The organism is Calidithermus chliarophilus DSM 9957 (assembly GCF_000430045.1).
Taxonomy (GTDB): Bacteria; Deinococcota; Deinococci; order Deinococcales; family Thermaceae; genus Calidithermus; species Calidithermus chliarophilus.
On the sequence record NZ_KE387023.1, the window covers coordinates 739,357 to 765,035 of the forward strand.

Sequence of the window (25,679 nt, forward strand, 5' to 3'; positions counted from 1 at the left end):
ACACCTATAGGCCTAGAATGTCTACATAAGCTGAGACAACTCTTTGCAGCTCATAAGGATGAGAAGCCTCTCTTGGCGAAGAAGGCACCTCCCCAGACAACGCACAAAGGATGGCTTGGGCTAGTGCATTTACGTCTCCTACAGGCACTAGCCGTCCCCACCTTCCACCTTCTAAGATCTCTGAAGGGCCACTCGGACAGTCGGTCGAGATAACTGGAGTTCCTAAAGCCAAGGCTTCGATGAGTACTGTAGGAAGACCTTCCCACTTAGAAGAAAGCACAAAAACCGCAGCCCGCTTTATATACTTATAGGGGTTACTCACAAACCCTGGTAGTTCCACGCTATCTTCTAGATCTAAATCACGTACGAAGGTTTCCAGACGAGTCCGCTCCTCTCCTTCACCTAATATTATAAGTCTAGCAGGACAAACCTCTTTTACAATAGAAAATGCCCGAATAAGGGTGGTGAAATCTTTCGGCTCGGTAAGTCGGCCCACACCAAGTACCACCGGTAGTTCATCAGCTGCGAACCAGGGATGATCTAAGACTTCCTCAGCCTGAACAAAGAGTTCCGGGGCTACTACTGGATTATAAATAACGTGGACCTTCTCCTTCCGCAGTTTAGAAACTCGCATTAAGTCATCTGCTACTCCTTTAGAAACGGCAATAACGGCATCGGCCCATGGATAAAATAAGCGGGTCCAGGATGGTATAAGCCGCCCTCTGAGGCTCATCGCGCGCGCGCTTGATTGGCTTAGCGTGCTATGTACACTTACTGCCAAGCGCACGGGTGATCTGGAAAGTAGCTTTGCCCCAAGAGCTATTACATTAGCATGATCTAGTGCCGAAATTAGCGCTTCGGGTTTTGACTCTCTCAAATAGCGGACCAAGCCTGGTAGGCTATAAAGTACCCGTCTAGCCTTGAGATCTACGATTCGTACACTTTTGGGTACTAAAGAAAGGTAGGGCCCATCAGCTTTAGCCAATATAAGGTCAACGTCAAAACCCCACTCAGAAAACCCTTGTGCAAGGTTAACCATTATCCGTTCAGCCCCACCGCCCTCAAGAGAAGGAATGAACAAGGCAACTCTACTTTTCATTTAGTACCTTCCACCTATCACGAGCCCATAACGTTAAACCTATAGGTAAACTTAAAAGCCAAAGTGTCTTTTCTGAGGATTCTAGTGCCTGACTCTTAAGCGGAATGTTCGCGTGTAAAGAGAATCTAACGAAATTTACATATGCTTTGAGCCGCTCCACCGCAGGTACATGTAATTGGGGACTCAACGATACATACTCTTTATAGTAAAGTCGTGCCGCATGAGGTGAGGTAGATCTATTGATAACGTCCTTTGCGCTCATTCCTCCGGGTTGATAATCAACATAAGCCCATACCTCGTCAACAAACCGCAACGAATATCTGCGAGCTATCCGATTCCAAACCAAGGCATCAGCCACATAGCGGCCCAGATTTTCAGGGAATGGATATTGTTTAAGCACATCTACTCGATTTGCACCAAATTTATCTCCTTTAACATAATATTTTGTGCGGATCTCCACAGCATTAGAATCAAGTATTTTTTGTGGAAATCTTGTACCGACTATTGCCCCAGATGGACTAGCACATAAACCGACCACACCCGCGAAATACTCGCGGCTAGTTACTGGTATAGAGAGCCAGGCCTTCTTAATAGAATGCAACGCATTCGGCGCTAGCCAATCATCGGAATCCACTGATACAAAGAGGTATCCTTTAGCAAGAGACACACCTCGATTTATCGCCACATGCCTCCCTGAATTCGGTTGGTAATGATATCGTATCGTAAAATCCGACTCTCTTATCCACTCTTCGGCTAAATCCCTTGTATTGTCTGCTGACCCATCATCCACAATCACCCACTCAAAGTCCCTATCTACCTGCGTCCTTAAGCTCTCATAAACACGTGGGAGAAGGTGAGCCCGATTAAAAGTAGCTGTGAACACCGTAAAAAACGGCACCACATCAACCTGATCAGTCATTTTTTGACCTCCAAAAGCGGAACATACATAGAAGCCTACTCCTATAGCCACCAACATTTAATAGGGTGGTCAGCACAATATACGTTGCACTTCCTACAAGCACCTGGATCACCAGCCCTTCAACACCGCGATACCTTAGGGTTGGCAACAGCACTAAGCCTGTAATTAAGGATGCTAGAATTATCTTACCTATATCCTGGTACGGAATAGGAAGTACAAAAACCCGCCGCCCCAGGGCACTACTTAGTAAGAGCGCTAGTAGGTAGGCAAAAAGGGTAGCATATGCTGCACCCAAGAGACCAAAGATAGGAATCCACCATAAATTCAAGATGAGATTTAAGAGAGCAGCAGCCCCTACCACCCAAATCTGTCCTGAAGTATATCTCGACAACTGAAAGGCTAAGTCAAAGTAGTACGCTCGTATCCCTGCAAGTAGGATAGCTATAGTAATCCATGGCAAGAGAAAGGTGGCTTGATCACGAAAACCTGATCCTAGCAGGATACTTATTATATTGGGCCCTAGTATGATAAGCCCTACTGCAGCAGGAAAACTTACTCCCATGAGCAGGATGCCATTCCGGCGAAGTTGCTCCTGGGCAGCCTCAAAGCCTTGTCTTTCAAGGGCTTGTACAGCCAAAGGGTAAGCTGCCAGGTTCACTACCATCATGAAGTAAGCAAGGCTTTGTTGAATTAAGTCATAGCTTGCTGCATATATCCCTGCAGGCCCCTCACCTAAGAACCTTGCTATAATAAACCGATCTGAAGCACTAACTACAAAGGTCAATGCGAAGGTGGCAGTAAGCGGAAAACCATAACGTAAAAGCGCACCCATTAGTGGCTTAGAAATCCTTATAGGTACTTCTTTCCAGTCTGTCCCAGCCCGCCAGAGCCCTGCTGATAGTAAGCCTACTAATAGCCCAAGTATGGGGCCATAAGCGCCCAGTCCCCATAAAACAGCTGCAGTTCCAAAAGCCAAAGCGCTAATCGCACTACCCCCAGTCATCAGGCCGTAGCGTACTAACTGAAAGCGGATACGAGCAAACTCTAGGTTAAGGTCAAACCAAGCTTGTGCCCAAAGAAGTAGTACCGCGACTAAAATTAGGCTACGCCAAACAGAGCTAGGCCAGAATAAAGCTACTAGGAGGCCTAAAACCCCAGTTAAACAAACAATACTTAAAAAGCTCGCAAATATAGTAGAAAGTAGGGGTTTAGAGTCTTCATGGGCCGCAGGGAAAAATCGTAGTAGTGAGAGCCTCAACCAATGGAAGAAAACCACGTTGAAAAGCCCGACTCCTCCTAGGATCAAAACATATTGTCCATATTCTTCGGGGGAAAGAAGCCGGGTATACAAAGCAATAGCCATGAAGTTAATCAGGCCTGGTATTCCACGGGCTAGGATATATATGGAGCTGTGTTTGATGAGAAGCATTATTAACCCTATTGATTGCCAATCAACATGACCATAGCTATTGCTCTGAAGAGCTATGAAAACAAAGTCTTCTGAGCACTAAAACCTGATGTCCCCTAAAAGTCCACAACTAGGTTAGATGGCTCGAGTTGATAGCCTTAGTTAGTGTTTTCTTTTGGCGCTGCCAACGCTCGAGGCTCAACGATACATCCTCCGGCAGTGGGACAGGCGCGTCTTTCCGGCTCGAGGGCCTCACGTCCGGCCGGGTACGCACCGCCAGTTCGTAGGCCGACTTGCGCTCGGTGGCGATGTGGAGGGTCGAGTAAGGGATGTGCTCGAGCCCCCTCAGCGCCAGGGCGATCTCCGGGGCGATCACTTCCACGTAGTCCTGGCTGGTGTAGAGGTCGGTGAAGGCGGTGGGGTAGGGCCAGGGCGAAGGGCGGAAGGAGGTGCGGATCACCAAGTGCTGGGGCAGGACGCGCACGACCTCCTCGGCGACGAGCTTGGAGAGGGCGTAGTAGTTGCGCACCGGGCCTACGGGGTCGTCCTCGCGGTAGTTGCCGCGGTCGCCCCAGAAGACGTAGTCGGTGGAGATGTGGACCAGGAAGACGCCGGTGCCCTGGAGGGCCTGCACGACGTTGCGGGTTCCCCCGACGTTGACGGCCCAGCACTGCTCGCGCTCCTGCTCGGCCCTGGCGACGTCGGTGTAGGCGGCTGCGTGGAGGAAGACTTTGGGCTGGTGGCGCTCGAGCACGCGCCGCACGCTCTCGGGGTCGGTGACGTCGAGCTCGCTGCGGGGCGGGGCTACAACCTCGGGCATCAGGGCGCGCAGGGCCGTGCCCAGGCGGCCGCTGCCTCCGGTCATGAGGATCGGGCCCGTCACAGCTTGACCTGGCTGCGGTCGCCCAGCACCAGTTGCAGGGTGTGGCGGCGGGTGCTGCCCTGGCCGTCCACGACCACGCCGTGGCCGAGGATGCTGGCGTCGAGGCGGTAGGCGAGCTGGCGCACCTCGGCCTGGTCCATGAGGATGGAGTACTCCAGCTCGCTGCCGATGACCTTGGCGCCCTTGCCGATGGCGCTGTAGGGGCCGATGAAGCTGTCCTCGACGAGGCTGCCCGCCCCGATGAAGGCGGGGCCGCGCACGGTCGATCGCACGATGCGGGCGCCGGGCTCGACCACCACCTCGCCCACCACGTCGGCGTGCTCGAGCTCGCCCTCCACCCGGCGGGCGATCTGGGAGAGCACCAGGCGGTTGGCGTCGAGGAGATCCTCGGGCTTGCCGGTGTCCTTCCAGTAGCCGCGCACCTGGTGGGCCACCACCTTCTGGCCGCGCTCGACCAGCCCCTGGATGGCCTCGGTGATCTCGTACTCCCCGCGCCCGGAGGGCTTGAGCGTGGCGATGACGTCGTGGATGGCGGGGCTGAAGAGGTAGACGCCCACCAGCGCCAGGTTGGACGGGGGCTCCTTGGGCTTCTCGACCAGGCGCACCACCCGGCCCTGCACGTCGAGCACCACCACCCCGAAGGCGCGGGGGTCCTCGACCTCGGTCAGGAGCACGATGGCCTGGGGCTGGGTCTGCTGGTACTCCTCGACCAGGTGCCGGATGCCGCCGGAGAGCAGGTTGTCGCCCAGGTAGAGCACGAAGGGGCTCTGGCCCAGGTAGTCCCGGGCGGTCATGACGGCGTGGGCGATGCCCAGCGGGGCTTCCTGCACGATGAAGGTGAGGTTTACGCCCCAGCGGGAGCCGTCGCCCAGGGCCTCGCGCACCTCGTCGCCGGTCTCGGGGCTGAGGATCACCCCGACGTCGCGGATGCCCGCCTCGAGGAGGTCCTCGAGGGCGTAGAAGAGGTTGGGCTTGCCGGCGATGGGGATGAGCTGCTTGGCCCGGGTGTGGGTCAGAGGGCGCAGGCGGGTGCCTTTGCCGCCGGAGAGAATAAGTCCTTTCATACGAGCTTCCTCACGTCATGCCCAGACTCCCCGGCCGGGCAGGCTCCGCTGGCCCGGGCGGGCTCGAGTCAGTCCTTCCAGCTTTCTACTTCCTTGTAATGAACGAGCGCTGAGTAGTTGACCTGCGCGCCCTGCATGGCCGTCGAGAACTTGACGTCGACGAGCACCACGTCCTCGTCGAGGTCGGCGATGAAGCGGTTAATGCGCTCCTGGAACACGTCGGGGTCGTTGGCGAAGATCAGCCGGAAGCGGATGCCCTCCATACCATCTCCTAGGATAGTCAATCCCGCGCGGCTTTGAGTTCATCGGGCACATCGCCGATCACCCCGCGCACGCCCCACTCCAGGAGTTCGCGTGCCCGGCGGGCGTCGTTGACGGTCCAGGTCGCCACGAAGTAGCCCTGCCCCCTCAGGCGTTCGACCTCCTCGCGGCTGAGCAGGCTGTGGTGGGGGTGAACGCCCTGCACCCCCAGGCAGGGGAGCAGCTCGAGCACCTCCTCCTGGGCGTAGAGCAGGGCCAGGGGCACGTCGAGGCCCTGCCGGCGCAGGCGGATCAGGGCCAGGGGGTCGAAGCTGGAGACCCAGGCGCGCCCGCGCCCGCCCCAGGCCCCCAGCAGCCGGGCCAGGGCCGCCTCCCGCCCGTCGGAGGTGGGCGGCTGGCTCTTGAGCTCGAGGTTAATCCAGGCTTCAGGGTGGGCCTCGAAGAGCTCGAAGACCTCCTCGAGCCGGGGCATCCACGGGGCCCTCCGCCTTATCTCGACCCAGTCCAGCTCGGCGAGGGGAACGCCCTCCAGGTCGAAGTCGTGGTGGATCACCAGCACCCCGTCGCGGCTGCGCTGGACGTCGAGCTCGACGCCGTCGAGGCCGTCCTGGAGGGCCATGGCGAAGGACTCGAGGGTGTTTTCGCGTGCCCGACGCGGTGATCCCCGGTGACCCAGCAATAAGCGCGTATCCATAGCGATAGTGTATATTGACACATATGGGCAAATACGATGCGCGTCTTGCAGAACTGGTGCGGGACGAGGTGATTGCCCGCCTGGAAGGGCCGGGTGGCGTCATCGCCATCACCCGTAGGGACCTGTGGTTTCTCAGCGACGAGGGGGGCAGCAGCACGCCCCTGAACTCAATCAAGCGCATATCGCGCGGCGAGGGCAACACCGTCGCCGTGCTGGGTGCCCAGGGCTCTCTGATGGACATCCCCCTGACGGCCTTCAAGGTGGACGAGCTCAAGAACTTCCTCGAGTCGCTCAAGGAGCACGTGGTGCGCGCCCGCAGCACCCAGACCCAGTCCTCGCCGCCGCCCGCGGCCGTGCAGGCGGCCCCGCCGCCTCGAGCCGAGCCGGAGCCCGTGCCCATGCCGGAACCGGAGCCCGTGGCCGCCTACACCCCCCCTCCCCCCGCCGAGACGGTCTGGCCGGAGTCCCAGCCCCAGGCCGCGCCGCACGAGCCGCGCCACCCCTCGGTGATCCAGGTCCCCGACAACGAGCCCGACTTCCCGCCCGCGCCCACCCAGGTGTGGGAGGAGGAGCGCACCCGCAAGACCGCCGAGGAGCCCGCGGCCCCCACACCCTCGCTCGAGGAGGCCCCGGCTCCTGTCCCCACCCCGGTGCCCACCGTCCCCGAGCGGCCGGCCGTAATCACGCAGGCCCGCCCTCGCTCGGGAACGGGCGTGCTGATGAAGGTGTTGTCCGCGGTCACCCTGGCCTACAGCCTGGCCTACGTGGCGCTCAAGGCCAGCGACCCGGCCGCCGACGTGTGGACCACGCTGGGCGTGGTGGTCTTCGGGCTCGGGCTGGCGGGCATCCAGTGGCGTCTGTCCGAGACCTCCTGACCGCACTCTACCTGCTGCTCGTCGCGGGCCTGGGGGTGGCGAGCCTCTGGCCCCGCCTGACCGAGCGCTTCGTCCCGGTGGAGGTGGTAAGCCCGGGCGCGGTGTCGCCTGCGGCCAGCGACCCGGCCTCAGCGCCCAGCCCCCAGCCGCTCAGCCTCAACCGGGCGAGCCTCGAGGAGCTCGAGCGCCTGCCCGGCGTCGGCCCGGCCCTGGCCCGGCGCATCGTGGAGGGCCGGCCCTACGGCAGCGTCGAGGAGCTCGACCGCGTGAAGGGCATCGGGCCTAAGACCCTCGAGCGCCTGCGACCCCTCGTCGTGCCATGATCCCCCACGCCCTCGGCCTCGGCGCCCTGGCCGGGGCGCTGACCCAGGCCGGCCCGCTGGCGTACCTGAGCCTGCTGCTCCTCCCCTTCTGGCCCCGGCCCGAGCGCTGGTTCTTCGCCGCGGCCTTCGCGCTGCTGTGGCTGCGGCTGCTCCTGCCCGCCGACCCCTGGGCCGGCCAGGTCGGGCAGCGGGTGGAGCTGGAGGGCACCCTCCGGGAGGGCTTCCTCAGCACCCCGCAGGGCCGGGTCTACGTGCGGCACTTCCCAGCGCTGAAGGACGGGCGCTACCGGCTCGGCGGGGTGCTGCAGCGCCCGCAGGGCCGGCGCAACCCCGGCGGCTTCGACCAGGCGGCCTGGCTGCGGGGAGTAGGGGTCACGGCGGTCCTGAAGGTGGAGCGGGTGCTCGGGAGCCAGCCCCCGCCGAGCGGGCCGCGGGAGGCGGTGAGGGGGCGGCTCGAGGCCGGCCTCTCCCCCGCCGTGGCCGCCCTGGCGGTGGCCATGACCCTGGGCGAGCGGCGCGACCTGGGCGAGACCTACGAGCAGTTCCAGCGCTCGGGGCTGGCGCACGCCCTGGCGCTGTCGGGCCTCAACGTCGCCATCCTGACGGGCTTTCTGGTGCTGTTGCTCAGCTTCTTGGGCCCGTACCGCTACCTCGCGGCCCTGGCGGTCTTGCTGGCCTACCTCGCCCTGGTGGGCCCCTCGGCCTCGCTGGTGCGGGCGGAGATCATGGCCGCCCTGGTGCTCGTCGCTTTGTTCCTGGGCAAGGGCAGGGTCGACGTGCTGGCGGCGCTGGCCTGGGCCCTGGCGGCGCACCTGCTGGCCCAGCCCTTTGCCCTCTTCAGCCTTTCCTTCCAGCTCTCCTACCTCGCGGTGCTGGGCATGGCGCTGGTGCTGCCCCGCCTGCCCCGCCCCGCCGGCGTCCGGGGCTGGGTGCTGGCCGGCTTCGCGGTGACCTTCGCCGCCCAGCTCCTGCTGCTGCCGCTTTTGCTGCACAACTTCCACGCCCTGCCCCTCCTCTCCCCTATCGCCAACCTCCTGGTGCTGCCCTTCCTCAACCTGCTGGTGCCGCTGGGCTTCCTCAAGATGTTCGCCGGGGAATGGCTGGCCTGGCCGGTCGAGGGGCTGGGCCGGCTGACGCTGGGCCTGGTGGCGCTCTTCGCCCAGGGGCCCCAGTTGCGCTGGGGCGAGATCTCCCCGGCGGGGTTCGCGCTGTACTACCTCGCGGTCCTCCCGCTGCTCGCCGCCCTCTACCGGCGGATCTCCTGGCGGCGCGGGGCGCTGCTGAGCGGGAGCGCGGCCCTGGCTTCCGGCCTGGGCCTGCTGGTTCCCCCCGCGGAGTACTGGCAGCTCGACGTCGGGCAGGGGGACGCGGCGCTGCTGCGGCTGCCGGGCGGGGTGGAGGTCTTAGTGGACGGGGGGCGGGACTGGGCCGGCGGGCGGGTGGTCGGGGCCCTGCGGGCGCTGGGCGTGGACGACCTCGAGCTCGTCGTCGCCACCCACCCCGACGCCGATCACGTCGGCGGGCTGCCCGAGGTGCTGGGCAGCGTGAGGGTGGGGGCGCTCGTCACCGGCCCTCCCCGGCCCGGCGACGAGCACGACCGGCGGTTGCGCGAGGCGGCTCGAGCCCGGGGCGTGCGAACGCTCGAGGCCGGCGCGGGGAGCGTGCTCCGGGTGGGCGAGGCCCGGCTGCGCTTCCTGGGGCCGAGGGCCAGCGGCGCGGACGACAACGCCCGCAGCCTGGTCTTCGTGCTGGAGTGGCGGGGCCGGCGCGTCCTGTTCACCGGGGATGCCCCGGTCTCCGAGGAGGCCCACTGGGAGGCGGGGCCCGTGGACGTCCTCAAGGTGGGGCACCACGGCTCGGCCGGCAGCACGGGGGAGGAATTGCTCGAGCGCTTCCGGCCCCGCCTGGCGGTGATCGGCGTGGGGGCCAACGTGTACGGCCACCCGACCCCCGCCGTCCTGGAGCGCCTGCGAAGGCACGGCGTCGCGGTGCGGCGCACCGACCTCGAGGGGGCAGTCCGGGTCCCGCTGCGCTGAGCGGCTGCGGCGTGAGCTTGCCGGGGAGCGGGGTGACGAGCTCGCGCCGCAGCCCTCGTTCGCCCGGCAGGCGCTCAGGCCTCGTAGCCCAGCCGCTGGAGCAGGGCGGTGAGCTCCTCCTCGGAGTGGTAGCTGATCTCGAGCTTGCCCTTCTTCTCCCCGCTGAAGCGCACCTTGAAGCCGAGCTGGCGGCTCAGGGCGCGGGCGATGTCGAGGTAGGCCTCGGCCCTCTCGTGGCTCCTGGCTGCGGGCGGGGTCTTCTCCTTCAGCCGCTCGGCGTCGCGCACGCTGAGCTGGTGGCCCAGGATCTGGTTCAGGCCCCACTCGCGCTGATCCTCGGGCAGCATCAGCAGGGCCCGGGCGTGCCCGGCGGTGATCTGGCCCTGGCGCAGGGCCTCGAGCGCGGCCGGGGGGAGCTGCAGCAGCCGCAGGGCGTTGCTGACGGTGGCGCGGGCCTTGCCCACGGCCAGGGCGATCTCCTCCTGGCTGGCCCCCATCTCGACGAGGCGCTGGTAGCCCTGGGCCTCTTCCACCGGGTTAAGGTCCTCGCGCTGCAGGTTCTCGATGAGGGCGATCTCGAGCACCTCCCGCTCGCCGAGGTCGCGGATGATGACCGGGACCTCGCTCAGGCCGGCCTCCTGCGCCGCGCGGAAGCGCCGCTCGCCGGCGACGAGCTCGTAGACGTCGCCCTTGGGGCGCACGAGCAGCGGTTGGAGCAGGCCCTTCTGCTTGATCGAGGCGGCGAGCTCGGCCAGGGCGGTGGGGTCGAAGTGCTTGCGGGGCTGGTCGGGGTTGGGCCGGATGAGGGCCAGGGGGAGCCGGTTGAGCGAGCCCTGGCTCTTGGGGATCAGGGCCTCGAGGCCCCGCCCCAGGCCGCTAAGCTTCTTGGACACGGCGCATCACCTCCTCGGCCAGGCGGCGGTAGGCGTGGGCCCCGCTCGAGGTGGGGGCGTAGTCGCCGATGGCCTGCCCGTGGCTGGGGGCCTCGGCCAGCCGAACGTTTCGGGGAATCACCGTCCAGAACACTTTTTCTCCTAGGTGGGAGCGGATGTTGGACTCGACCTGCTGCGAGAGCAGGGTGCGGGAGTCGAACATGGTGATGAGCACGCCCAGGAGCCGCAGGGCCGGGTTGAGGGAGCCGCGCACCTCGTCGACGGTCTCCATCAGCCCGGCGATGCCCTCGAGGGCGTAGTACTCGGCCTGTACCGGCACCAGCAGCCCCTCGGAGGCCACCAGGGCGTTGAGGGTGAGGGGCCCCAGGCTGGGCGGCGCGTCGATGAGGATGAGGTCGTAGACCGGGCTGATGGGCTCGAGCACCTCCCGCAGGCGGTGCGGCTGGTGGGTGAGCTCGGCGTTGGCCCCCACTAAGTCGGCGCCCGCGGGCAGGAGGTGGAAGCCCTGGGCGATCTCCCGCACGCTCTGCTCAGGGCTCGACTCGCCCAGCAGCAGCGAGTAGATCCCGTCGTCGGTGGGCTGCTGGTTGAGCCCCGAGGTGGCGTTGGCCTGGGGGTCGAGGTCGACCAAGAGCACCCGCTGCCCGGCCCTGACCAGATAGCTGGCCAGATTGATGGCGGTGGTGGTCTTGCCCACCCCGCCCTTCTGGTTGACTATGCCGATGCGGTTCATTGGCTATCAGAATAATCTATGTCGGGCGATCGCTTCGGGCTTGCGGGGGTAGCGCGGGGCGCTGGGGGCCACTTTTTTGATGATGACGAGACGGCGCTGGTCACCGGTGAAGGGGAGTTCGAAGGCCTTGACCTCCTCGAGCACCCCGCCCAGCGGCTTCAACCCCTCCTCCGCCCCCTCGAGCTCGGCCCCCACCTCGGGCCCCTTCTGGGCGATGAGGTAGCCCCCGACCCTGAGCAGCGGGAGGCAGAGCTCGCTGATTTCCCCCACCGGCCCCACGGCCCGGACCACCGCGCGGTCGAAGTGCTCCCGCCACCGCGGCTGGTGAGCGACGGCCTCGGCGCGGTCCCACAGGAAGGCGGTGCCGAGCAGGCCTAAGGCCGTGCTGGTTTCCTCGACGTAGCGGAGCTTCTTGCGGGTGGCCTCGAGGAAGTGCATGCGCAAGGCAGGCCGCACGATCTTGAGGGGCAGCCCCGGGTAGCCGGCCCCCGTGCCTACGTCGATGACCTCGAGCTCCCCCTCGAGCCGGCCGCTGAGCAGGCAGCTCAGCGAGTCGATGAAGTGCTTGAGCACGATGGCCGGCTCCTCGCGCAGGGCGGTGAGGTTGACCTGCCGGTTGGCCTCGGTCAGGCGGTCGTAAAGCTGCTCGAACCGGGGCAGGTGCGGCCCGAGGTCTTCACCCAGGGCCCGGGCCCCCTCCAGCAAGAGCCGCTTCCCCTCCTCCGAGAGCTTCATGCCCCCACCTCCAGCCCGTAGCGGAGCTTCATCTCCTGGTAGCGCCGGTAGCTCGGGGGGTCGACGTGGGCCCAGGGCAGCCGGTCGAGCAGCGGGACCAGGTACTCGCGCAGGGCGGCGCCCCGGACGATCCACTGGTAATAGCTCCGCCCGCCGTGGTCGTAGGGGCCGTAGAGCCGGGAGCCGGGAACCTGCTGGGTGAGCCAGGCAAACAGCTCGTGGTGCCTCGAGTGCATCCGCAACGTCACCTGGGGCTGGCGGCCGTCCCCGCCGAAATGCCCCTCCCCGATGAGGATCCCCAGCAACAGGCCCTGGTGGAAGCTGCCGGGGTCGAATGCTGTTTCACCGTGAGATTTCACGTGAAACATTGTGCCACATCCGGCACGGGTACCCCCCCAGTTGTTTCACCGTGAGATTTCACGTGAAACGCTAGGCAGGAACTTTAGTCAGGTGGATCAGCAGCGCGGTGAGGTCGGAATCGCGGATGCCGGGCACCCGTGAAGCCTCGGCCACGGTGCGGGGGCGCACCCTGGACAGCTTCTCCACGGCCTCCCTCGAGAGGCTGGGCACCGTGGCGTAGGCCAGGCTCTCGGGTATTTGGTATGCGTCGAGCTCCGCGAGTCGTTCCCGCAGCTTGAGCTGGCGGTCGATGTAGCCCGCGTACTTGGCCCGGATCTCGACCTGCTGGGCTTCCTCTTCGCCCCGGAGATCCCCCGCGCCGATCTTCTCCACCACGTCGGCGTAGCCGACCTCCGGGCGGCGCAGGTAGTGCGCGGCCGAGACGCCCTCGAGCCGAACGGCGCCGAGCCGCTTCAGCTCGGCCTCGACCCGGGCGTACTTCTGGCGCACCGCCTCGAGCCGCTCTGCCGGCTGCAGCCCCCAGGCCACGGCGCGTTCGGCCAGCCGCTCGTCGGCGTTGTCGGCCCGGCACAGCAGGCGCAGCTCGACCCGCGAGGTCATCATGCGGTAGGGCTCGTCGGTGCCCCGGTGCACGAGGTCGTCCACCATGACCCCGATGTAGCCGGAGTCGCGGGGCAGCACCGCCTCCTCGAGGCCCATGGCGTAGCGGGCGGCGTTGAGCCCCGCCAGCAATCCCTGGGCGGCGGCCTCCTCGTAGCCGCTGGTGCCGTTGAGCTGCCCGGCGGTGAAGAGGCCCGGCAGCTTGCGCGACTGGAGACCGGGGGTGAGCTCGGTCGAGCGCACCGCGTCGTACTCCACGGCGTAGGCGTAGCGCTGGATCACCGCACGCTCGAAGCCGGGGAGGCTGCGCACCATCCGCTCCTGGAGTTCGGGGGGGAGGCTCGAGGAGAAGCCCTGCAGGTAGAGCTCGGAGGTCTCGAGGCCGTCCGGCTCCACGAAGAGCAGGTGGGTCTCTTTGTCGGCGAAGCGGACCACCTTGTCCTCGATGGACGGGCAGTAGCGCGGGCCGACGCCTTCGATGTCGCCGCCGTAAAGAGGGGAGAGGTGCAGGTTCTCCTGGATCAGGCGGTGGGTGGCCTCGGTGGTGCGGGTCTGCCAGGTGGGGCGGGCGGTGGCGTGGGGGCCGGGCTGCCCCGTGAAGGTGCCGGGCGGGTCGTCGGCGGGGACGGTCTCGAGCGCGGCGTAGTCCACCGAGTCGGCCTGGATGCGCGGCGGGGTGCCGGTCTTGAAGCGCAGCAGGGTGTGGCCGGCCTCGCGCAGGCTCTGGGAGAGGAAGCGGGCAGGGGGCTCGCCCTGGCGGCCGGCCGGGCGGGACTGGCGTCCGTACCAGACGACCCCGCTGAGGAAGGTGCCGCTGGCGACCACCACGGCCTGGGCCGCGAGGGTCCGGCCGTCCACGGTGCGCACGCCCCGGAGCTGACCGCCCTCGAGCCACAGCGCCGCGACCTCGGCCCGCACGCTCTCGATCCCCGGGTGGGCCAGGAGGACGCGCTGGGCCCCCAGGGCGTAGGCGTCGCGGTCGACCTGCACCCGCAGGCTCTGCACCGCCGGGCCCTTGGAGCGGTTGAGCACCCGGGTGTGGATGGCCGTGGCGTCGGCCAGGCGGCCCATCAGCCCGCCCAGGGCCACGATCTCGGCCACCAACTGGCTCTTGCCCGGCCCGCCTACCGCCGGGTTGCAGGGCATCAGGCCGATGCGCTCGGGGTTGCTGGTGACCAGGCCCACCCTAGCACCCGCCTGCGCCGCCGCCCAGGCTGCCTCGATCCCCGCGTGCCCGCCACCCACCACAATTACGTCGTAGACCGCCATCTTAACCACTTTAGCAGATGCCGGGAATGTGCAATAGAATGGTCAAGCCCTAGGCAGCGCACCGCGCGCACGGCCTTTGCAAGGAGTGAGTGGCCTTGACCCAGCACACCATCTGGCAAAACGTCCTGGATTACATTCGCCAGAGCATCACCGACGTCGAGTACAACACCTGGTTCGTGAAGATCCGCCCGCTCGGCGTCTACAACGGGGTGCTCGAGCTGGGGGTTCCCACGTCGTTCGCCGGGGAGTGGATCAAGAAGCATTATACGGAAACAATCCAGGAAGCTCTGTTGCACCTGGGGGCCCAGACCCCGCGCTTCGAACTCAAAGTCACCCCGGGGAACCCCGTCCAGGAAGACATCTTCTCCGCCGCCCCCGAGCCCGGCAAGCCCACCGACCCGCGCTCGAGGCTCAACTCCAAGTACACCTTCGAGAACTTCGTGGTCGGGCCCAACAACTCCATGGCCCACGCCGCGGCGGTGGCGGTGGCCGAGTCGCCGGGCAAGGCCTACAACCCGCTGTTTATCTACGGGGGCGTGGGGCTGGGCAAGACCCACCTCATGCACGCGGTGGGGCACTCGGTGGCCTCGCGCTTCCCCCAGCTCAAGATCGAGTACATCTCCACCGAGACCTTCACCAACGAGCTCATCGAGGCCATCCAGAAAGACCGCATGACCGAGTTCCGCGACCGCTACCGCTCGGTCGACCTGCTGCTCGTCGACGACATCCAGTTCATCGCCGGCAAGGAGCGCACGCAGGAGGAGTTCTTCCACACCTTCAACGCGCTGTACGAGGCCGGCAAGCAGATCATCCTGTCCTCCGACCGGCCGCCCAAGGACATCCTCACCCTCGCCGCCCGCCTGCGCAGCCGCTTCGAGTGGGGCCTCATCACCGACATCCAGTCGCCCGAGCTCGAGACCCGCGTGGCGATCCTGAAGATGAACGCCGAGTACCGGGGCATCCGCATCCCCGACGAGGTCTTCGAGTACATCGCCAAGGTGGTGACCTCCAACATCCGCGAGCTCGAGGGCTCGCTGATGCGGGTGGTGGCCTACGCCTCCTTGAACGGGGTGGAGATCAGCAAGCAGGTGGCGGCGCGGGCCCTCTCCGACGTGTTCATGGCCAAGGCCGAGTACGCCCCCGAGGAGATCCTGCGGGCGGTGGCCGAGTTCTACGGCCTGCGCATCGACGAGCTCAAGGGGGCCGGCCGGCGCAAGGAGGTGGTGCTGCCCCGGCAGGTGGCGATGTACCTCATCCGCGAGTTGACCCACTCCTCGCTGCCGGAGATCGGGCAGTTCTTCGACGGCCGCGACCACACCACCGTGCTCTACGCCATCCAGAAAGTACAGGAGGCCCTCGACAGCGACACCAACCTCCAGCAGAACCTCCGGGCCATCCGGGAGCGGTTGGGGTGAGGTCGGTTCGGCAGCCCTTCAGCCTGTGGATAACTCTGTGGATAAGCTGTGGATAAGTCTGTGGAAAGCCCTGTGAATAACTCGATCCGCCCAGACCCTGTGGATAAGTGGGGAGGTTATCCACAAGTTATCCACAGCTGGGGGTGGGTTATCCACAGAAGTTATCCACAGCCAATTGGTGATGGGAATGGCGCTTTAAGCCACTTTTCCACACTATCCACAGGCCCTACTACTATTACTACTAATTATTTAAAGTCTTTAAAGACAGAAGAAGTAGAGCTTTAAAAGGCCGAGACTATGGAAGCGAGAATCCCGAAAAAGACCCTGGCCGATGGCCTCTCAATCCTCGAACGGATCATCCCCAGCCGTAGCTCCAACCCCATCCTGACCTACCTGCCCATCACCTTGGGGCAGGGTAGCCTGATTCTGCGGGGCACCAACGGGGAGGTCGACCTCGAGGTCCGGCTCTCGGCCGAGACCAACGGGGAAGGGCAGGTGCTCATCCCCGCCCAGCCCTTCTTCCAGATCGTGCGCAGCACCCCGGGCGAGCTCATCGAGCTGATCTTCGCCGAGCAGATGCAGCTCATCTCCGGCAGCTACCGCACCCAGCTCCAGACCACCAACCCCGACGGCTACCCCGAGCTCTCCTTCCGCAAGCCCGCCGGGGAGAAGCTGCCGGCCGCGCGGCTGGCCCAGGCCATGACCCGCGTGCGCTACGCCGCGAGCACTGAGGAGTACCGCGCGATCTTCCGGGGGGTGCAGCTCGAGCTCTCCCCCGGCAACCTGCGGGCCGTGGCCTCCGACGGCTACCGCCTGGCCCGCTACGACCTGCCGGTCTCGAGCGACTCGACGCGCAAGCTGGTAGTGCCCGCCCGCAGCGCCGACGAGATCATCCGCATCTTCAAGGACGTGCAGGGCGACGTCTCCGTCGAGGTAGGGGAGGGGACGCTGACCTTGGTGGGCGACGCGGTGCGCATGGCGGTGAAGCTGATGGAGGGCGAATTCCCCGACTACGCCCGCGTCATCCCGCAGAGCTTCGTGCTCGAGGCCACCCTCCAGGCCGACGCCCTGCGCGAGAGCCTCAAGCGCGTGGCCGTCCTCTCCGACCGCAACAACCACCGCGTGGACCTGATCTTCAGCGGCGACAAGCTCGAGATCAACTCCGAGGGCGACTACGGCCGCGGCCGCGAGGAGATCGCGGTGGAGGCCAAGGGCGAGCCCCAGTTGGTGGTGGCCTACAACGCCCAGTACCTCATCGACGCCCTGGGCCCCATCGAGGGCGGCGTGAAGCTCTCGCTCTCGGGGCCCACCAGCCCGAGCCTGGTGCAGGCGGTGGAGGACAGCGGGTATTTGTCGGTGGTGGTGCCGCTGCGGGTGTAGGGGCGGCACGGCGGGCGAACGCTGATGGCCGATAGCCCATAGCCGATAGCTAAACGCAAAACGCCAGACGCAAAACGCCAGACGCCTCGCCCCTCGACGCTGGCGGGAAGAGTGGGGGAGGGGGTCAACCACACGCCACGAGCCATGTGCCTCCTGTCCCCAGCTATACCGCGTCCATCCCCGGGACGCCCCACTTTCGGTATACCAAGAGTCAAGGTGTAGACTGTGACCCGGTTGTAAGTGTTTCCACGGAGGAGCAACGCTATGACGACGATTGTGGAAATCAAGGGCCGGGAAGTGCTGGACTCGCGGGGCAACCCCACCGTCGAGGCCGAGGTGATCCTCGAGGGCGGCGCGCGGGGCCGGGCCCTGGTGCCTTCGGGGGCTTCGACCGGGGCCCACGAGGCGGTGGAATTGCGCGACGGCGGCCAGCGATTCGGGGGTAAGGGCGTGCTCAAGGCGGTCTCGGCCGTCAACGAGCACATCGCCGACGAGCTGCAGGGCCTCGACGCGCTCAATCAGGAGGCCGTGGACCGGGCCCTGCTCGAGCTCGACGGCACGCCCAACAAGGGCAACCTGGGCGCCAACGCCATCCTGGCGGTATCGCTGGCCACGGCCCGCGCGGCGGCCGAGGCGCTGGGCCTGCCGCTGTACCGCTACCTGGGCGGGGTGCAGGGCGTGACCCTGCCGGTGCCCCTGATGAACGTGATCAACGGCGGCAAGCACGGCGACAACAACGTGGACTTCCAGGAGTTCATGCTGGTGCCGGCGGGGGCCCCGAGCTTCAGCGAGGCCCTGCGCTACGGGGTCGAGACCTTCCACGCCCTAAAATCGGTTTTAAAGGCCCGGGGCTATAACACCAATGTCGGGGACGAGGGCGGCTTCGCACCCGACTTAAAATCGAACGTAGAGGCTCTGGAGGTGCTTGTCGAGGCGGTCGAGAAGGCGGGGTACGAGGTGGGCAAGGACATCTCCTTCGCGCTCGACCCGGCGACCACCGAGCTCTACAAGGACGGCAAGTACCACCTCGAGTCCGAGGGCAGGGCGCTCTCGAGCGAGGAAATGGTGGCCTACTGGGAGAATTGGGTCAACCAGTACCCCATCGTCTCCATCGAGGACGGCCTGGCCGAGGACGACTGGGAGGGCTGGAAGCTCCTGACCCAGCGCCTGGGCAAGCGCATCCAGCTCGTCGGCGACGACCTCTTCGTCACCAACCCCGCGCGGCTGAAGCAGGGCATCGAGCAGGGGGTGGGCAACTCGATCCTGGTCAAGGTCAACCAGATCGGCACCCTCTCCGAGACCCTCGAGGCCATCCGCCTGGCCCACCGCTCGGGCTACACCGCCATCCTCTCGCACCGCTCGGGCGAGACCGAGGACTCCACCATCGCCGACATCGCCGTGGCGGTCAACGCGGGCCAGATCAAGACCGGCTCGGCCTCGCGCTCCGACCGCCTCGCCAAGTACAATCAGCTCCTGCGCATCGAGGAAGAGTTGGGCGTGGGGGCGAGGTTTTTGGGATATGGCGCTTTCTAAACGCACCAAGATCGTCTCCACGTTGGGGCCGGCCTCCTCCAGCCCCGAGGTCATCAAGGCCCTGATCGAGGCCGGGGCCGACGTGTTCCGCCTCAACTTCAGCCACGGCACCCCCGAGGACCACCGGGGCCGCGTGCAGGTCATCCGCCAGGTCTCGGAGGAGCTTGGGCGCACCGTGGCCATCCTGCAGGACCTGCAGGGCCCCAAGATCCGGGTGGGGCGTTTCGCCGAGGGCGCGGTCGAGCTGCAGGTGGGGCAGCGCTTCACCATCACCAGCGACCCCGTCGACGGCGACGCCAGCCGGGTCTCGACCACCTACCGCGGCCTGCCCATGGACGTCGAGCCCGGCATGATCCTGCTCCTCGACGACGGCAACCTGCGGCTCAAGGTCGAGGAGGTGCGCGGCAACGACATCCACACCACCGTGCAGGTGGGCGGGCGGCTGTCGAACAACAAGGGCATCAACATCCCCGGCGCCGACCTCTCCATCCCCGCGCTCACCGACAAGGACATCGAGGACCTGGCGCTGGGGGTGGAGCTCGAGGTCGACTGGGTGGCCATGAGCTTCGTCCGCAGCCGCGACGACCTGCTCTTAGCCCGCCACTACCTCAACCGCCACAACTCCCGCGCCCGGCTGATGGCCAAGATCGAGAAGCCGAGCGCGGTGGCCCGCTTCGACGAGATCCTGGAGGAGGCCGACGGGATCATGGTGGCCCGCGGCGACCTGGGCGTGGAGATGCCGCTGGAGGAGGTGCCCATCATCCAAAAGCGCGTCATCCTCAAGGCCATCCACGCCGGCAAGGCGGTGATCACCGCCACGCAGATGCTCGAGAGCATGGTCAAGAACCCCATCCCCACCCGCGCCGAGGCCTCCGACGTGGCCAACGCCATCTTCGACGGCTCCGACGCGGTGATGCTCTCGGCCGAGACCGCCTCCGGCGCTTACCCCGTGGAGGCCGTGCAGACCATGGCCAAGGTGGCCCGCAAGATCGAGGCCAGCCCCGAGTACCTCAACCGCCTGCAGGAACTGCGCCCCGCCCCCACGCCCTCGGTGCAGGACGCCATCGCCCTGGCGGTGGACAACGTCGTCGACGCCTCGGGGGCCAAGCTCATCGTGACCTTCACCGCCACCGGCGGGGCCGCGCGTCGCATCGCGCGCACCAAGCCCTCGGTGCCGGTGCTGGCGCTCACCCCCAACCCCCACGTGCGCAACCAGCTCGCCCTCATCAGCGGGGTGCTGCCGCTGCTAGCCCCCGACCCCAGGGACACCGAGGACATGGTGGACATCGCCCTGCGGATGGTCAAGCAGGCCGGCATGGCCGACCCCGGCGACCGGGTGGTGATCGCCGCGGGGGTGCCCTTCGGCGTGCGGGGGACGACGAACATGTTGCGGGTGGAGCGGGTGAGTTAGGGGGGTTGTCGATAGCTGATAGCCGGACGCCGGGTGCGGGTCGTACGTCCTGCGCGTCCTACGTCGTACGTCCTACGTTGTACGGAAGACGCCCCTTCTTTACCCCCCTTAGCAAGGGGGGCCAGGGGGGATATTCCCTCCCTACGTGCGGGGAGGGTTGGGGAGGGGCAGACCACGAGCCGCAGGCCTCCCGTTCCCTCTGAACCCAGCACCCGACGCTAGCCCCGCCCAGTCCTAAGACGGTTCTCGGGAAAAGGGGGTAGGCTCGAGCGGTGACTGTTCAGATCGTGACCCAGCGCTTCCGGCAGGCCGCCGGCATCCCCGACGACCCTGCCCGGGCGCGGGGCATCACCATCCTGCTCGTGGACAACTTCCTGATGTGGGCGGGGTTCTTCATGGTGGTGCCCCTGATCTCGGTGCACTACGTGGGGGGGCTGGGCTGGGCGGCCGCGGCGGTGGGGGGCGTGCTGGCGGTGCGGCAGTTCGTGCAGCAGGGGGTCACGGTATTCAGCGGGGCGCTGGCCGACCGCTTCGGGGCCAAGGGGCTGATCCTGGGCGGGCTGTTGGTGCGGGCGGTGGGCTTCGTCAGCCTGGCGTGGGCCGACAGCTTCGCCCTGCTGATGCTGAGCGGGCTGCTGGCGGGGTTGGGCGGGGCGCTGTTCGAGTCGCCGAAGTCGGCGGCGGTGACCGCGCTGAGCGACGAGGCCACCCGGCGGCGGGTCTTCGCGCTGCAGGGCACGCTGGGCAACGTGGGGATGGCGCTGGGGGTGCTGGCCGGGGGCCTGCTGATCCGGGCCAGCTTCGACGCGGTGGCGGTGGTGGCGGGGCTGTGCTACGTGCTGTGCTACGGCATCACCGCCTTCCTGCTGCCGCCGGTGCGGGTCTCGAGCGGGGAGCGGGGGCTGCTCGAGGGCATCGGCATGGCCCTGCGCGACCGGCGCTTCGTGGGCTTCACCGCCGTCTCGATGGGCTACTTCATGCTGTGGGTGCAGCTCTCGCTGAGCATCGCCCTGCAGGCCGAGCGGCTGGCCGGCACCAGCACGGCGGTGAGCTGGGTCTTCCTGCTCAACACCGTCATCAGCGTGGGGCTGCAGTACCCGCTGGTGCGGGCGCTCGAGGGCCGCCTGAGCCCCTTGCGGGCGCTGGTGCTGGGGACGGTGGTGATGTCCACCGGCCTGGGCCTGATCGCGCTGGCGGGCAGCATCGTGGCGCTGCTGGCCTGCGTGGCGGTGTTCGCGCTGGGGGTGGTGATCCTCTCGCCCCACCAGCAGGTGGTGATGGCCGAGCTCGCCGACCCGCGGGCGCTGGGCTCGTACATGGGCTTCGGCTGGCTGGGTCTGGCGGTGGGCGGGGCGCTGGGCAACCTGGCCGGGGGCGTGCTGCTGGACTGGGGCCGTGCCAGCGGCCTCGAGGCCCTGCCCTGGCTGGTCTTCGCCGCGGTGGGCTACCTGAGCGCGCTGGGCCTGGTGCTCTTCGAGCGCGCCGCCCGGCCCGCCGCCAGCCACTGACCGGCAGCCGCACCCGGGAGCGGGCGTTTCCGGGGAGGGGCCTCGAGCCCCCTGCCCTTGGTAGGCTTACGGGATGGAAGACCTCCCGCCGGTCACCCTCCGCCTCATGCGGCCCGCCGACGCCGAAGCCGTGGCCCGGATGGTGCGCCGGGCCTGGGCCGGGCGGGTGGCACCCGACTCCAGCGGCCACCTCGAGACGGCCGAAAAGGTGCTCGCCGACCTCGAGCGCGGGCGCGGCTTCGTGGCCGAGGCCGGGGGAGAGGTGGTGGCCTCGGTGCGCTGGGTGCCGCACCCCGGCGAGGAGGGGGTCTGCGAGGTGCACAAGCTGGGCGTGCTGCCCGGGTACCGCAAGCTGGGCCTGGGGCCGAAGCTGCTGGGATTGCTCGAGGAAGACGCCGCCCGGCACGGCGTGCGGGAGGTACGGCTGGCGGTGCGCCACGACCAGTACCGGCTGGTGGAGTGGTACAGCGCTCAGGGCTATGTCCTGGACGCGAGCCTGGTCTACAGCTCGGCCAACCCCCGCACCCCGCCGCCCTTCGTGCTGCGCAAGCGGCTGGCGTGAGCCGCCCGGTCGGGCCGAACGCCTGATCGCCCCGCGTCGGCAGCCGGGACTCGCCCACGCGCCCGTAGCGCTGGGAGGTCAAGATGTGGACCTCTAGACGGCCTCGAGGTGGCGTCACGCCTTCAGGGGCGGCCTATCAGGGCCCCGATGGTCCCGAGCAGTTCCTGGAACTCCACCGGCTTGACCAGGTAGGCCTCGACCCCCAGGCCGTCGTCCTCGCTGTCCTCGGGGACCCGGCCGGTGAGCATGATCACCGGCAGCCGGGGGCATCGTTCCCGCAGCCGCGCCAGCACCTCCGGCCCGCTCATGCCGCCCATCTTCCGGTCCAGGATCACCAGGTGTGGGGCGAAGCGCTCGAGCGCCTCGAGCCCTGCCGGCCCGTCGGCGGCGGTCTGCACGGTGAAGCCCGCGAGCGTGAGGCCGCGCCGCAGGAAGCTGCATACGCTAGGATCGTCGTCGATCACGAGGATCCGGTGCATGCAGGCAATCTATTGCTTTTAGAACGCTTGCAGCCCTATCGTGAACCCATAAGTTTATGATCCGCGGCTGAGACGGGACTGAGCGATAAATTGTTCTTGGCTCAAAATGAACCCGAACGACTTTATCGACGAGCTTGGCGACGCCTACTACTGCGTGGGGCGTCCGGTTCTGGAGGGCAAGGTGATCGCCCTGCTGCTGCTCGCCTCCGAGCCGCAGAGCCTGGGCGAGCTCGCGGCACGGCTCGGGGTGAGCAAGGCCGCGCTCCTCAAGGTGGTGCGGCCGATGGTCGAGCGCGGCGACCTCAAGCGCTGGCGCGAGCCCAGCAGCCGCGCCCACCGCCTGGGCCTCACCGACCAGGCCTACATCCACGACCTGCGGGTCCACGTGCTCAACAGCCGCCGCGTGCTCGAGGCCACCCGCAAGATGCTGCGCAAGAAGGGCCTGGAAGAGGGGGTGCGGGCCCAGCTAGCCCGCCACGCCGAGGTGGTGGGGAAGGCGGTGCAAAGCCTCGAGGCCGTGGTGCGCTCGGTGGAGGAGGAGCAGAGCCGCGACCTGGAAGAGCACCTCGAGCGCGACTGGGACGCGCTGCCCCCGCGCAAGGGGCGCGGGCGCAACCCCAAGCTCAAGCTGACCTGACCCTGACCCCGGTCCCTGCGGCACCCTCAGCCTGCCGGGCCCGGCAGGGCGTAAACTACGGCCAAAAGCCATGGAACACCAATCCTACGCCTACGGGCACAACCACTTCCGGCTCGACCCCGACCTCCCGGCGCTGCTGGGGCGCTACTGGCGCGGCTGGGAGGCCCGCCGGGGGGAGCTCGAGGCCTTCGGGGAGCTGGCCGGGGGCGAGGCCTACCGCGTGGCCGACCACGTGGACAAGGAGGCCCGCCCGGTGCTGGTGATGCATGACCTGGCGGGCAACCGCATCGACCGCGTGCGCCTGTCGCCCGCCCAGGAGAGCCTGCTGCGGCGGCTGGCGGCCGTCAACCGCCCGCCCTACGAGGGCGGGAGCTGGCACCACCACTTCGCCCAGGGCTACCTGCTCGCCGACCCCGGCCTCTACTGCGTCCAGACCATCACCAACTGCGTGATCTACAGCATCCACAAGTACGCACCGCGCTTCTCGGCCTGGAAGGAGCAGCTTTTGAGCGGGGAAGCCTTTGGCGCCACCTGGATGACCGAGGTGCAGGGCGGCTCCGACCTGGGCGCCAACCAGACCCGGGCCTTGTGGGACGGCGAGGCCTGGCGGCTGGAGGGCGAGAAGTACTTCTCGAGCGGCGCCGGGCTCACCGACTACGCCATCGTCTCCGCCCGCCCGGAAGGGGCCCCGCCGGGGCCGAAGGGGATCGCGCTGTTCCTGGTGCCCCGCCTGGACGCGCAGGGCCGGCTCAACTACCGGGTGCGCCGCCTGAAGGAGAAGCTGGCCACCCGAGCGGTACCCTCCGGCGAGGTCGAGTTCGCGGGCACCGAGGCCCACCTGATCGGCAGGGCCGAGGAGGGGATCTACTACCTGCTCGAGACCCTCACCCTCTCGCGCCTGGCCAACGCCTGCGGCGCGATGGGGCTGGCGAGGAAGGCCCAGCTCGAGGCCCTCTTCCGCGTGCGGCAGCGCAAGGCCTTCGGGCGGGCGCTGCTCGAGCACCCCCTGGTGCGCCGCGACCTCACCGACCTGGCGGTACGCATCGCTGGGGGCCTGGCCCTCACCTTCCGGGCGGTGGCCGCCTGGGACGAGGCCTGGCTCCTGCGCCCCCCCTACGACCCGCGCTACCACTATGCCCGCCTGCTCACCCACCTCGCCAAGGCCCGCACCGCCGAGCACGGCACCTACTGCACCCAGCTCGCCATGGAGCTCTTCGGCGGGGTGGGCTTCGTGGAGGACTTCGCCATCGCCCGCCTCAGCCGCGAGGCCCTGATCACCCCCATCTGGGAGGGCCCGGCCAACGTCCAGGCCCTCGACACCCTCGAGGTGCTCACCCGCAAGGGGGCCCAAGAGCCCTTCCTGGCAGAGTTCGTGCCCCGGCTCGAGGCGGTCGGGACCGAGGAGGCCCGCCTCGCGCTCGGGGCCCTCCGGCGCACCCTGGACCGCCTGCGCGGCCTCGAGCCCGCCGAGGCCCAGTGGCACGCCAAGGAGGCCCTGCGCACCCTGTCCGACGCCGCCAGCGTGGCGCTCTTATACGACCTCGAGGCCGCCGGGGGCGAGCGCTACGCCAAGCTGGCCGCCCTCTACGCCCGGCGCTTCCTGGGGGGCGAGGAATACCCGGCGTGGGCCCTGAAGGAGCCGCAGGTGTGGGCCGGGGAGACGGCCCCGGAAACCCCCGCGTAACTCATCCTCGGCTACACTACAGTACAGGTCGGGAGGCTTATGCAAGATCGCTCATCGGCGTTTTGGTCGGGGTTTTGGGACGTGGTCAGCAAGGCGTCCATCGTGGCGATCCCGGTGGTGCTGGGCTGGGCGCTCAACCTGGGCTCGCAGCGCATCGCCGACTCCATCGCCCAGCGCGACTTCATCCAAAGCCTCATCGACGAACTCTCCGACACCAAGAGCCAGGCCCGCCAGGACATCGCCCTGATCCTGCTCAAGGAGTACATCGGCAACGAGCAGCCCAAGATGGTCGCCCGCATCGCCGAGGTGGTCTTCAGCGACAACATGAACCGCATCGTCGACACCGACAAGAGCGACAACGCCCTCTCCGAGCTGCAGGGCTCCACCGCCTACCAGATCCTCGCCGAGCTCAACCCCGAGCGGGCCAAGGCCATCGCCGAGTCCAGCCAGCAGCGGGTGCTGGCCGCGCTGCTCGACGAGATCAACAAATGACGGAGACCGCGTGAACAAACTGCTGCTCAGCCTTTTCGCCCTGCTGCTCACCCTCGCGCTGGCCCAGAGCGCCTCGAGGGTCCTCGGACAGCCCCTGCCCGTCGAGGGGGCCACCGCGGTCAAGACCTTCGACGAGCGCGTGCTGCGGGCCTTCGCCGTCACCGAGGGCAAGCGCTGCCAGATCTTCGAGGGCTGGAGCTTCAAGCAGGCCACCCAGGACGAGTACCGCAAGCTCGTGGACGGCTTCAACGAAGCCCTCAAGAAAGCAGGCTGGAAGGTCGAGTCCAAGGGCCAGGTGGCCCAGGGGGAGTCCACGGTGGAGGCCTACAAGCTCACCGGCGGCAAGGGCGAGCTGATCATCGGCTACTGGTTGCTGGCGAAGGGGGCGAGCCAGTTGTACTGGTGCCGGTTGGGGTAGGGATGTCG

Annotated in this window: 26 protein-coding genes; 13 read left to right on the plus strand and 13 right to left on the minus strand. The window is 66.7% G+C overall.

From position 1 onward, the window contains the following. Positions 1-4: 4 nt before the first annotated feature. The 7 genes from MEICH_RS23460 to MEICH_RS0103570 all read right to left on the minus strand — a co-directional run bounded on the left by MEICH_RS23460 (position 5) and on the right by MEICH_RS0103570 (position 6,328). Positions 5-1,099 (minus strand): glycosyltransferase, encoded by a 1,095-nt coding sequence (locus tag MEICH_RS23460; protein WP_036218257.1) that lies wholly within the window; start codon positions 1,097-1,099, stop codon positions 5-7. Next, entirely contained in the window at positions 1,089-2,018 is a 930-nt protein-coding gene (locus MEICH_RS27755; RefSeq protein WP_169730631.1) for a glycosyltransferase family 2 protein, read from the minus strand. Before MEICH_RS27755 ends, MEICH_RS23460 begins: the two co-directional genes overlap by 11 nt. Continuing rightward, complete coding sequence (locus tag MEICH_RS23465; protein WP_036218260.1) at positions 2,011-3,447, minus strand: lipopolysaccharide biosynthesis protein; 1,437 nt, start codon at positions 3,445-3,447, stop codon at positions 2,011-2,013. The genes MEICH_RS27755 and MEICH_RS23465 overlap by 8 nt, the downstream gene beginning before the upstream one ends. A 109-nt stretch (positions 3,448-3,556) precedes the next feature. After that, a complete protein-coding gene (locus MEICH_RS0103555) occupies positions 3,557-4,291 on the minus strand; it encodes an SDR family oxidoreductase (protein ID WP_036218263.1) in 735 nt (244 codons plus the stop codon). Positions 4,292-4,305: 14 nt separating this feature from the next. Then, complete coding sequence (locus tag MEICH_RS0103560) at positions 4,306-5,373, minus strand: glucose-1-phosphate thymidylyltransferase (protein ID WP_027891469.1); 1,068 nt, start codon at positions 5,371-5,373, stop codon at positions 4,306-4,308. A gap of 68 nt (positions 5,374-5,441) precedes the next feature. After that, the gene (locus MEICH_RS0103565) at positions 5,442-5,636 is read right to left on the minus strand and encodes a hypothetical protein (protein WP_027891470.1); all 195 of its coding nucleotides are present in this window, start codon (positions 5,634-5,636) and stop codon (positions 5,442-5,444) included. Between the two features lie 17 nt (positions 5,637-5,653). After that, positions 5,654-6,328 carry a glycerophosphodiester phosphodiesterase gene (locus tag MEICH_RS0103570; RefSeq protein WP_027891471.1) on the minus strand — a complete coding sequence of 225 codons (675 nt, stop codon included), beginning with the start codon at positions 6,326-6,328 and terminating at the stop codon, positions 5,654-5,656. Positions 6,329-6,351: 23 nt separating this feature from the next. Between MEICH_RS0103570 and MEICH_RS0103575 the strand changes: the two genes are divergently transcribed. The 3 genes from MEICH_RS0103575 to MEICH_RS0103585 are packed head-to-tail and all read left to right on the plus strand — an operon-like array spanning position 6,352 to position 9,562. After that, positions 6,352-7,203 (plus strand): hypothetical protein, encoded by an 852-nt coding sequence (locus tag MEICH_RS0103575; RefSeq protein ID WP_157202599.1) that lies wholly within the window; start codon positions 6,352-6,354, stop codon positions 7,201-7,203. Next, on the plus strand, positions 7,179-7,526 hold the full coding sequence (locus MEICH_RS0103580; RefSeq protein WP_420804458.1) for a ComEA family DNA-binding protein: 348 nt from the start codon (positions 7,179-7,181) through the stop codon (positions 7,524-7,526). The genes MEICH_RS0103575 and MEICH_RS0103580 overlap by 25 nt, the downstream gene beginning before the upstream one ends. Beyond that, positions 7,523-9,562, plus strand: coding sequence for a DNA internalization-related competence protein ComEC/Rec2 (locus MEICH_RS0103585; protein WP_027891474.1), 2,040 nt, complete (start codon positions 7,523-7,525; stop codon positions 9,560-9,562). The genes MEICH_RS0103580 and MEICH_RS0103585 overlap by 4 nt, the downstream gene beginning before the upstream one ends. Positions 9,563-9,636: 74 nt before the next feature. Here MEICH_RS0103585 and MEICH_RS0103590 read toward each other — a convergent pair whose 3' ends face one another. The 5 genes from MEICH_RS0103590 to mnmG form a co-directional block, all read right to left on the minus strand. Further along, positions 9,637-10,455 carry a ParB/RepB/Spo0J family partition protein gene (locus MEICH_RS0103590; protein WP_027891475.1) on the minus strand — a complete coding sequence of 273 codons (819 nt, stop codon included), beginning with the start codon at positions 10,453-10,455 and terminating at the stop codon, positions 9,637-9,639. Next, positions 10,439-11,188: a ParA family protein gene (locus MEICH_RS0103595; RefSeq protein WP_027891476.1), complete on the minus strand. Its 750-nt coding sequence runs from the start codon at positions 11,186-11,188 to the stop codon at positions 10,439-10,441. Before MEICH_RS0103595 ends, MEICH_RS0103590 begins: the two co-directional genes overlap by 17 nt. Before the next feature lie 6 nt (positions 11,189-11,194). Next, a complete protein-coding gene (gene rsmG / locus MEICH_RS0103600; protein WP_027891477.1) occupies positions 11,195-11,923 on the minus strand; it encodes a 16S rRNA (guanine(527)-N(7))-methyltransferase RsmG in 729 nt (242 codons plus the stop codon). Beyond that, positions 11,920-12,291, minus strand: coding sequence for a hypothetical protein (locus MEICH_RS0103605; protein WP_051303885.1), 372 nt, complete (start codon positions 12,289-12,291; stop codon positions 11,920-11,922). The genes rsmG and MEICH_RS0103605 overlap by 4 nt, the downstream gene beginning before the upstream one ends. A gap of 61 nt (positions 12,292-12,352) precedes the next feature. Beyond that, on the minus strand, positions 12,353-14,152 hold the full coding sequence (mnmG, locus tag MEICH_RS0103610; protein WP_027891479.1) for a tRNA uridine-5-carboxymethylaminomethyl(34) synthesis enzyme MnmG: 1,800 nt from the start codon (positions 14,150-14,152) through the stop codon (positions 12,353-12,355). 95 nt (positions 14,153-14,247) lie between these two features. Between mnmG and dnaA the strand changes: the two genes are divergently transcribed. From dnaA to MEICH_RS0103640, 6 genes are all read left to right on the plus strand, one after another. Then, the gene (gene dnaA, locus MEICH_RS0103615) at positions 14,248-15,567 is read left to right on the plus strand and encodes a chromosomal replication initiator protein DnaA (protein WP_027891480.1); all 1,320 of its coding nucleotides are present in this window, start codon (positions 14,248-14,250) and stop codon (positions 15,565-15,567) included. A gap of 297 nt (positions 15,568-15,864) precedes the next feature. Continuing rightward, the gene (gene dnaN / locus MEICH_RS0103620; protein ID WP_027891481.1) at positions 15,865-16,947 is read left to right on the plus strand and encodes a DNA polymerase III subunit beta; all 1,083 of its coding nucleotides are present in this window, start codon (positions 15,865-15,867) and stop codon (positions 16,945-16,947) included. Between the two features lie 264 nt (positions 16,948-17,211). Beyond that, entirely contained in the window at positions 17,212-18,480 is a 1,269-nt protein-coding gene (gene eno, locus MEICH_RS0103625) for a phosphopyruvate hydratase (protein WP_027891482.1), read from the plus strand. After that, on the plus strand, positions 18,467-19,891 hold the full coding sequence (gene pyk, locus MEICH_RS0103630) for a pyruvate kinase (RefSeq protein ID WP_027891483.1): 1,425 nt from the start codon (positions 18,467-18,469) through the stop codon (positions 19,889-19,891). Before eno ends, pyk begins: the two co-directional genes overlap by 14 nt. A gap of 272 nt (positions 19,892-20,163) precedes the next feature. Next, positions 20,164-21,399: an MFS transporter gene (locus MEICH_RS23470; protein ID WP_218916381.1), complete on the plus strand. Its 1,236-nt coding sequence runs from the start codon at positions 20,164-20,166 to the stop codon at positions 21,397-21,399. A 73-nt stretch (positions 21,400-21,472) separates the two neighbouring features. Next, the gene (locus MEICH_RS0103640) at positions 21,473-21,961 is read left to right on the plus strand and encodes a GNAT family N-acetyltransferase (protein ID WP_051303886.1); all 489 of its coding nucleotides are present in this window, start codon (positions 21,473-21,475) and stop codon (positions 21,959-21,961) included. 122 nt (positions 21,962-22,083) lie between these two features. Here the strand turns inward: MEICH_RS0103640 and MEICH_RS23475 are convergent, their stop codons facing one another. Next, positions 22,084-22,440: a response regulator transcription factor gene (locus MEICH_RS23475; RefSeq protein ID WP_036218266.1), complete on the minus strand. Its 357-nt coding sequence runs from the start codon at positions 22,438-22,440 to the stop codon at positions 22,084-22,086. A gap of 106 nt (positions 22,441-22,546) precedes the next feature. Between MEICH_RS23475 and MEICH_RS0103650 the strand changes: the two genes are divergently transcribed. The 4 genes from MEICH_RS0103650 to MEICH_RS0103665 all read left to right on the plus strand — a co-directional run bounded on the left by MEICH_RS0103650 (position 22,547) and on the right by MEICH_RS0103665 (position 25,671). Next, complete coding sequence (locus MEICH_RS0103650) at positions 22,547-23,077, plus strand: hypothetical protein (protein WP_027891485.1); 531 nt, start codon at positions 22,547-22,549, stop codon at positions 23,075-23,077. Positions 23,078-23,147: 70 nt separating this feature from the next. After that, the gene (locus MEICH_RS0103655) at positions 23,148-24,761 is read left to right on the plus strand and encodes an acyl-CoA dehydrogenase family protein (RefSeq protein WP_027891486.1); all 1,614 of its coding nucleotides are present in this window, start codon (positions 23,148-23,150) and stop codon (positions 24,759-24,761) included. 39 nt (positions 24,762-24,800) lie between these two features. Further along, complete coding sequence (locus tag MEICH_RS0103660; RefSeq protein ID WP_157202600.1) at positions 24,801-25,253, plus strand: hypothetical protein; 453 nt, start codon at positions 24,801-24,803, stop codon at positions 25,251-25,253. 10 nt (positions 25,254-25,263) lie between these two features. After that, on the plus strand, positions 25,264-25,671 hold the full coding sequence (locus MEICH_RS0103665) for a hypothetical protein (RefSeq protein WP_027891488.1): 408 nt from the start codon (positions 25,264-25,266) through the stop codon (positions 25,669-25,671). The last annotated feature ends 8 nt before the right edge of the window (positions 25,672-25,679 follow it).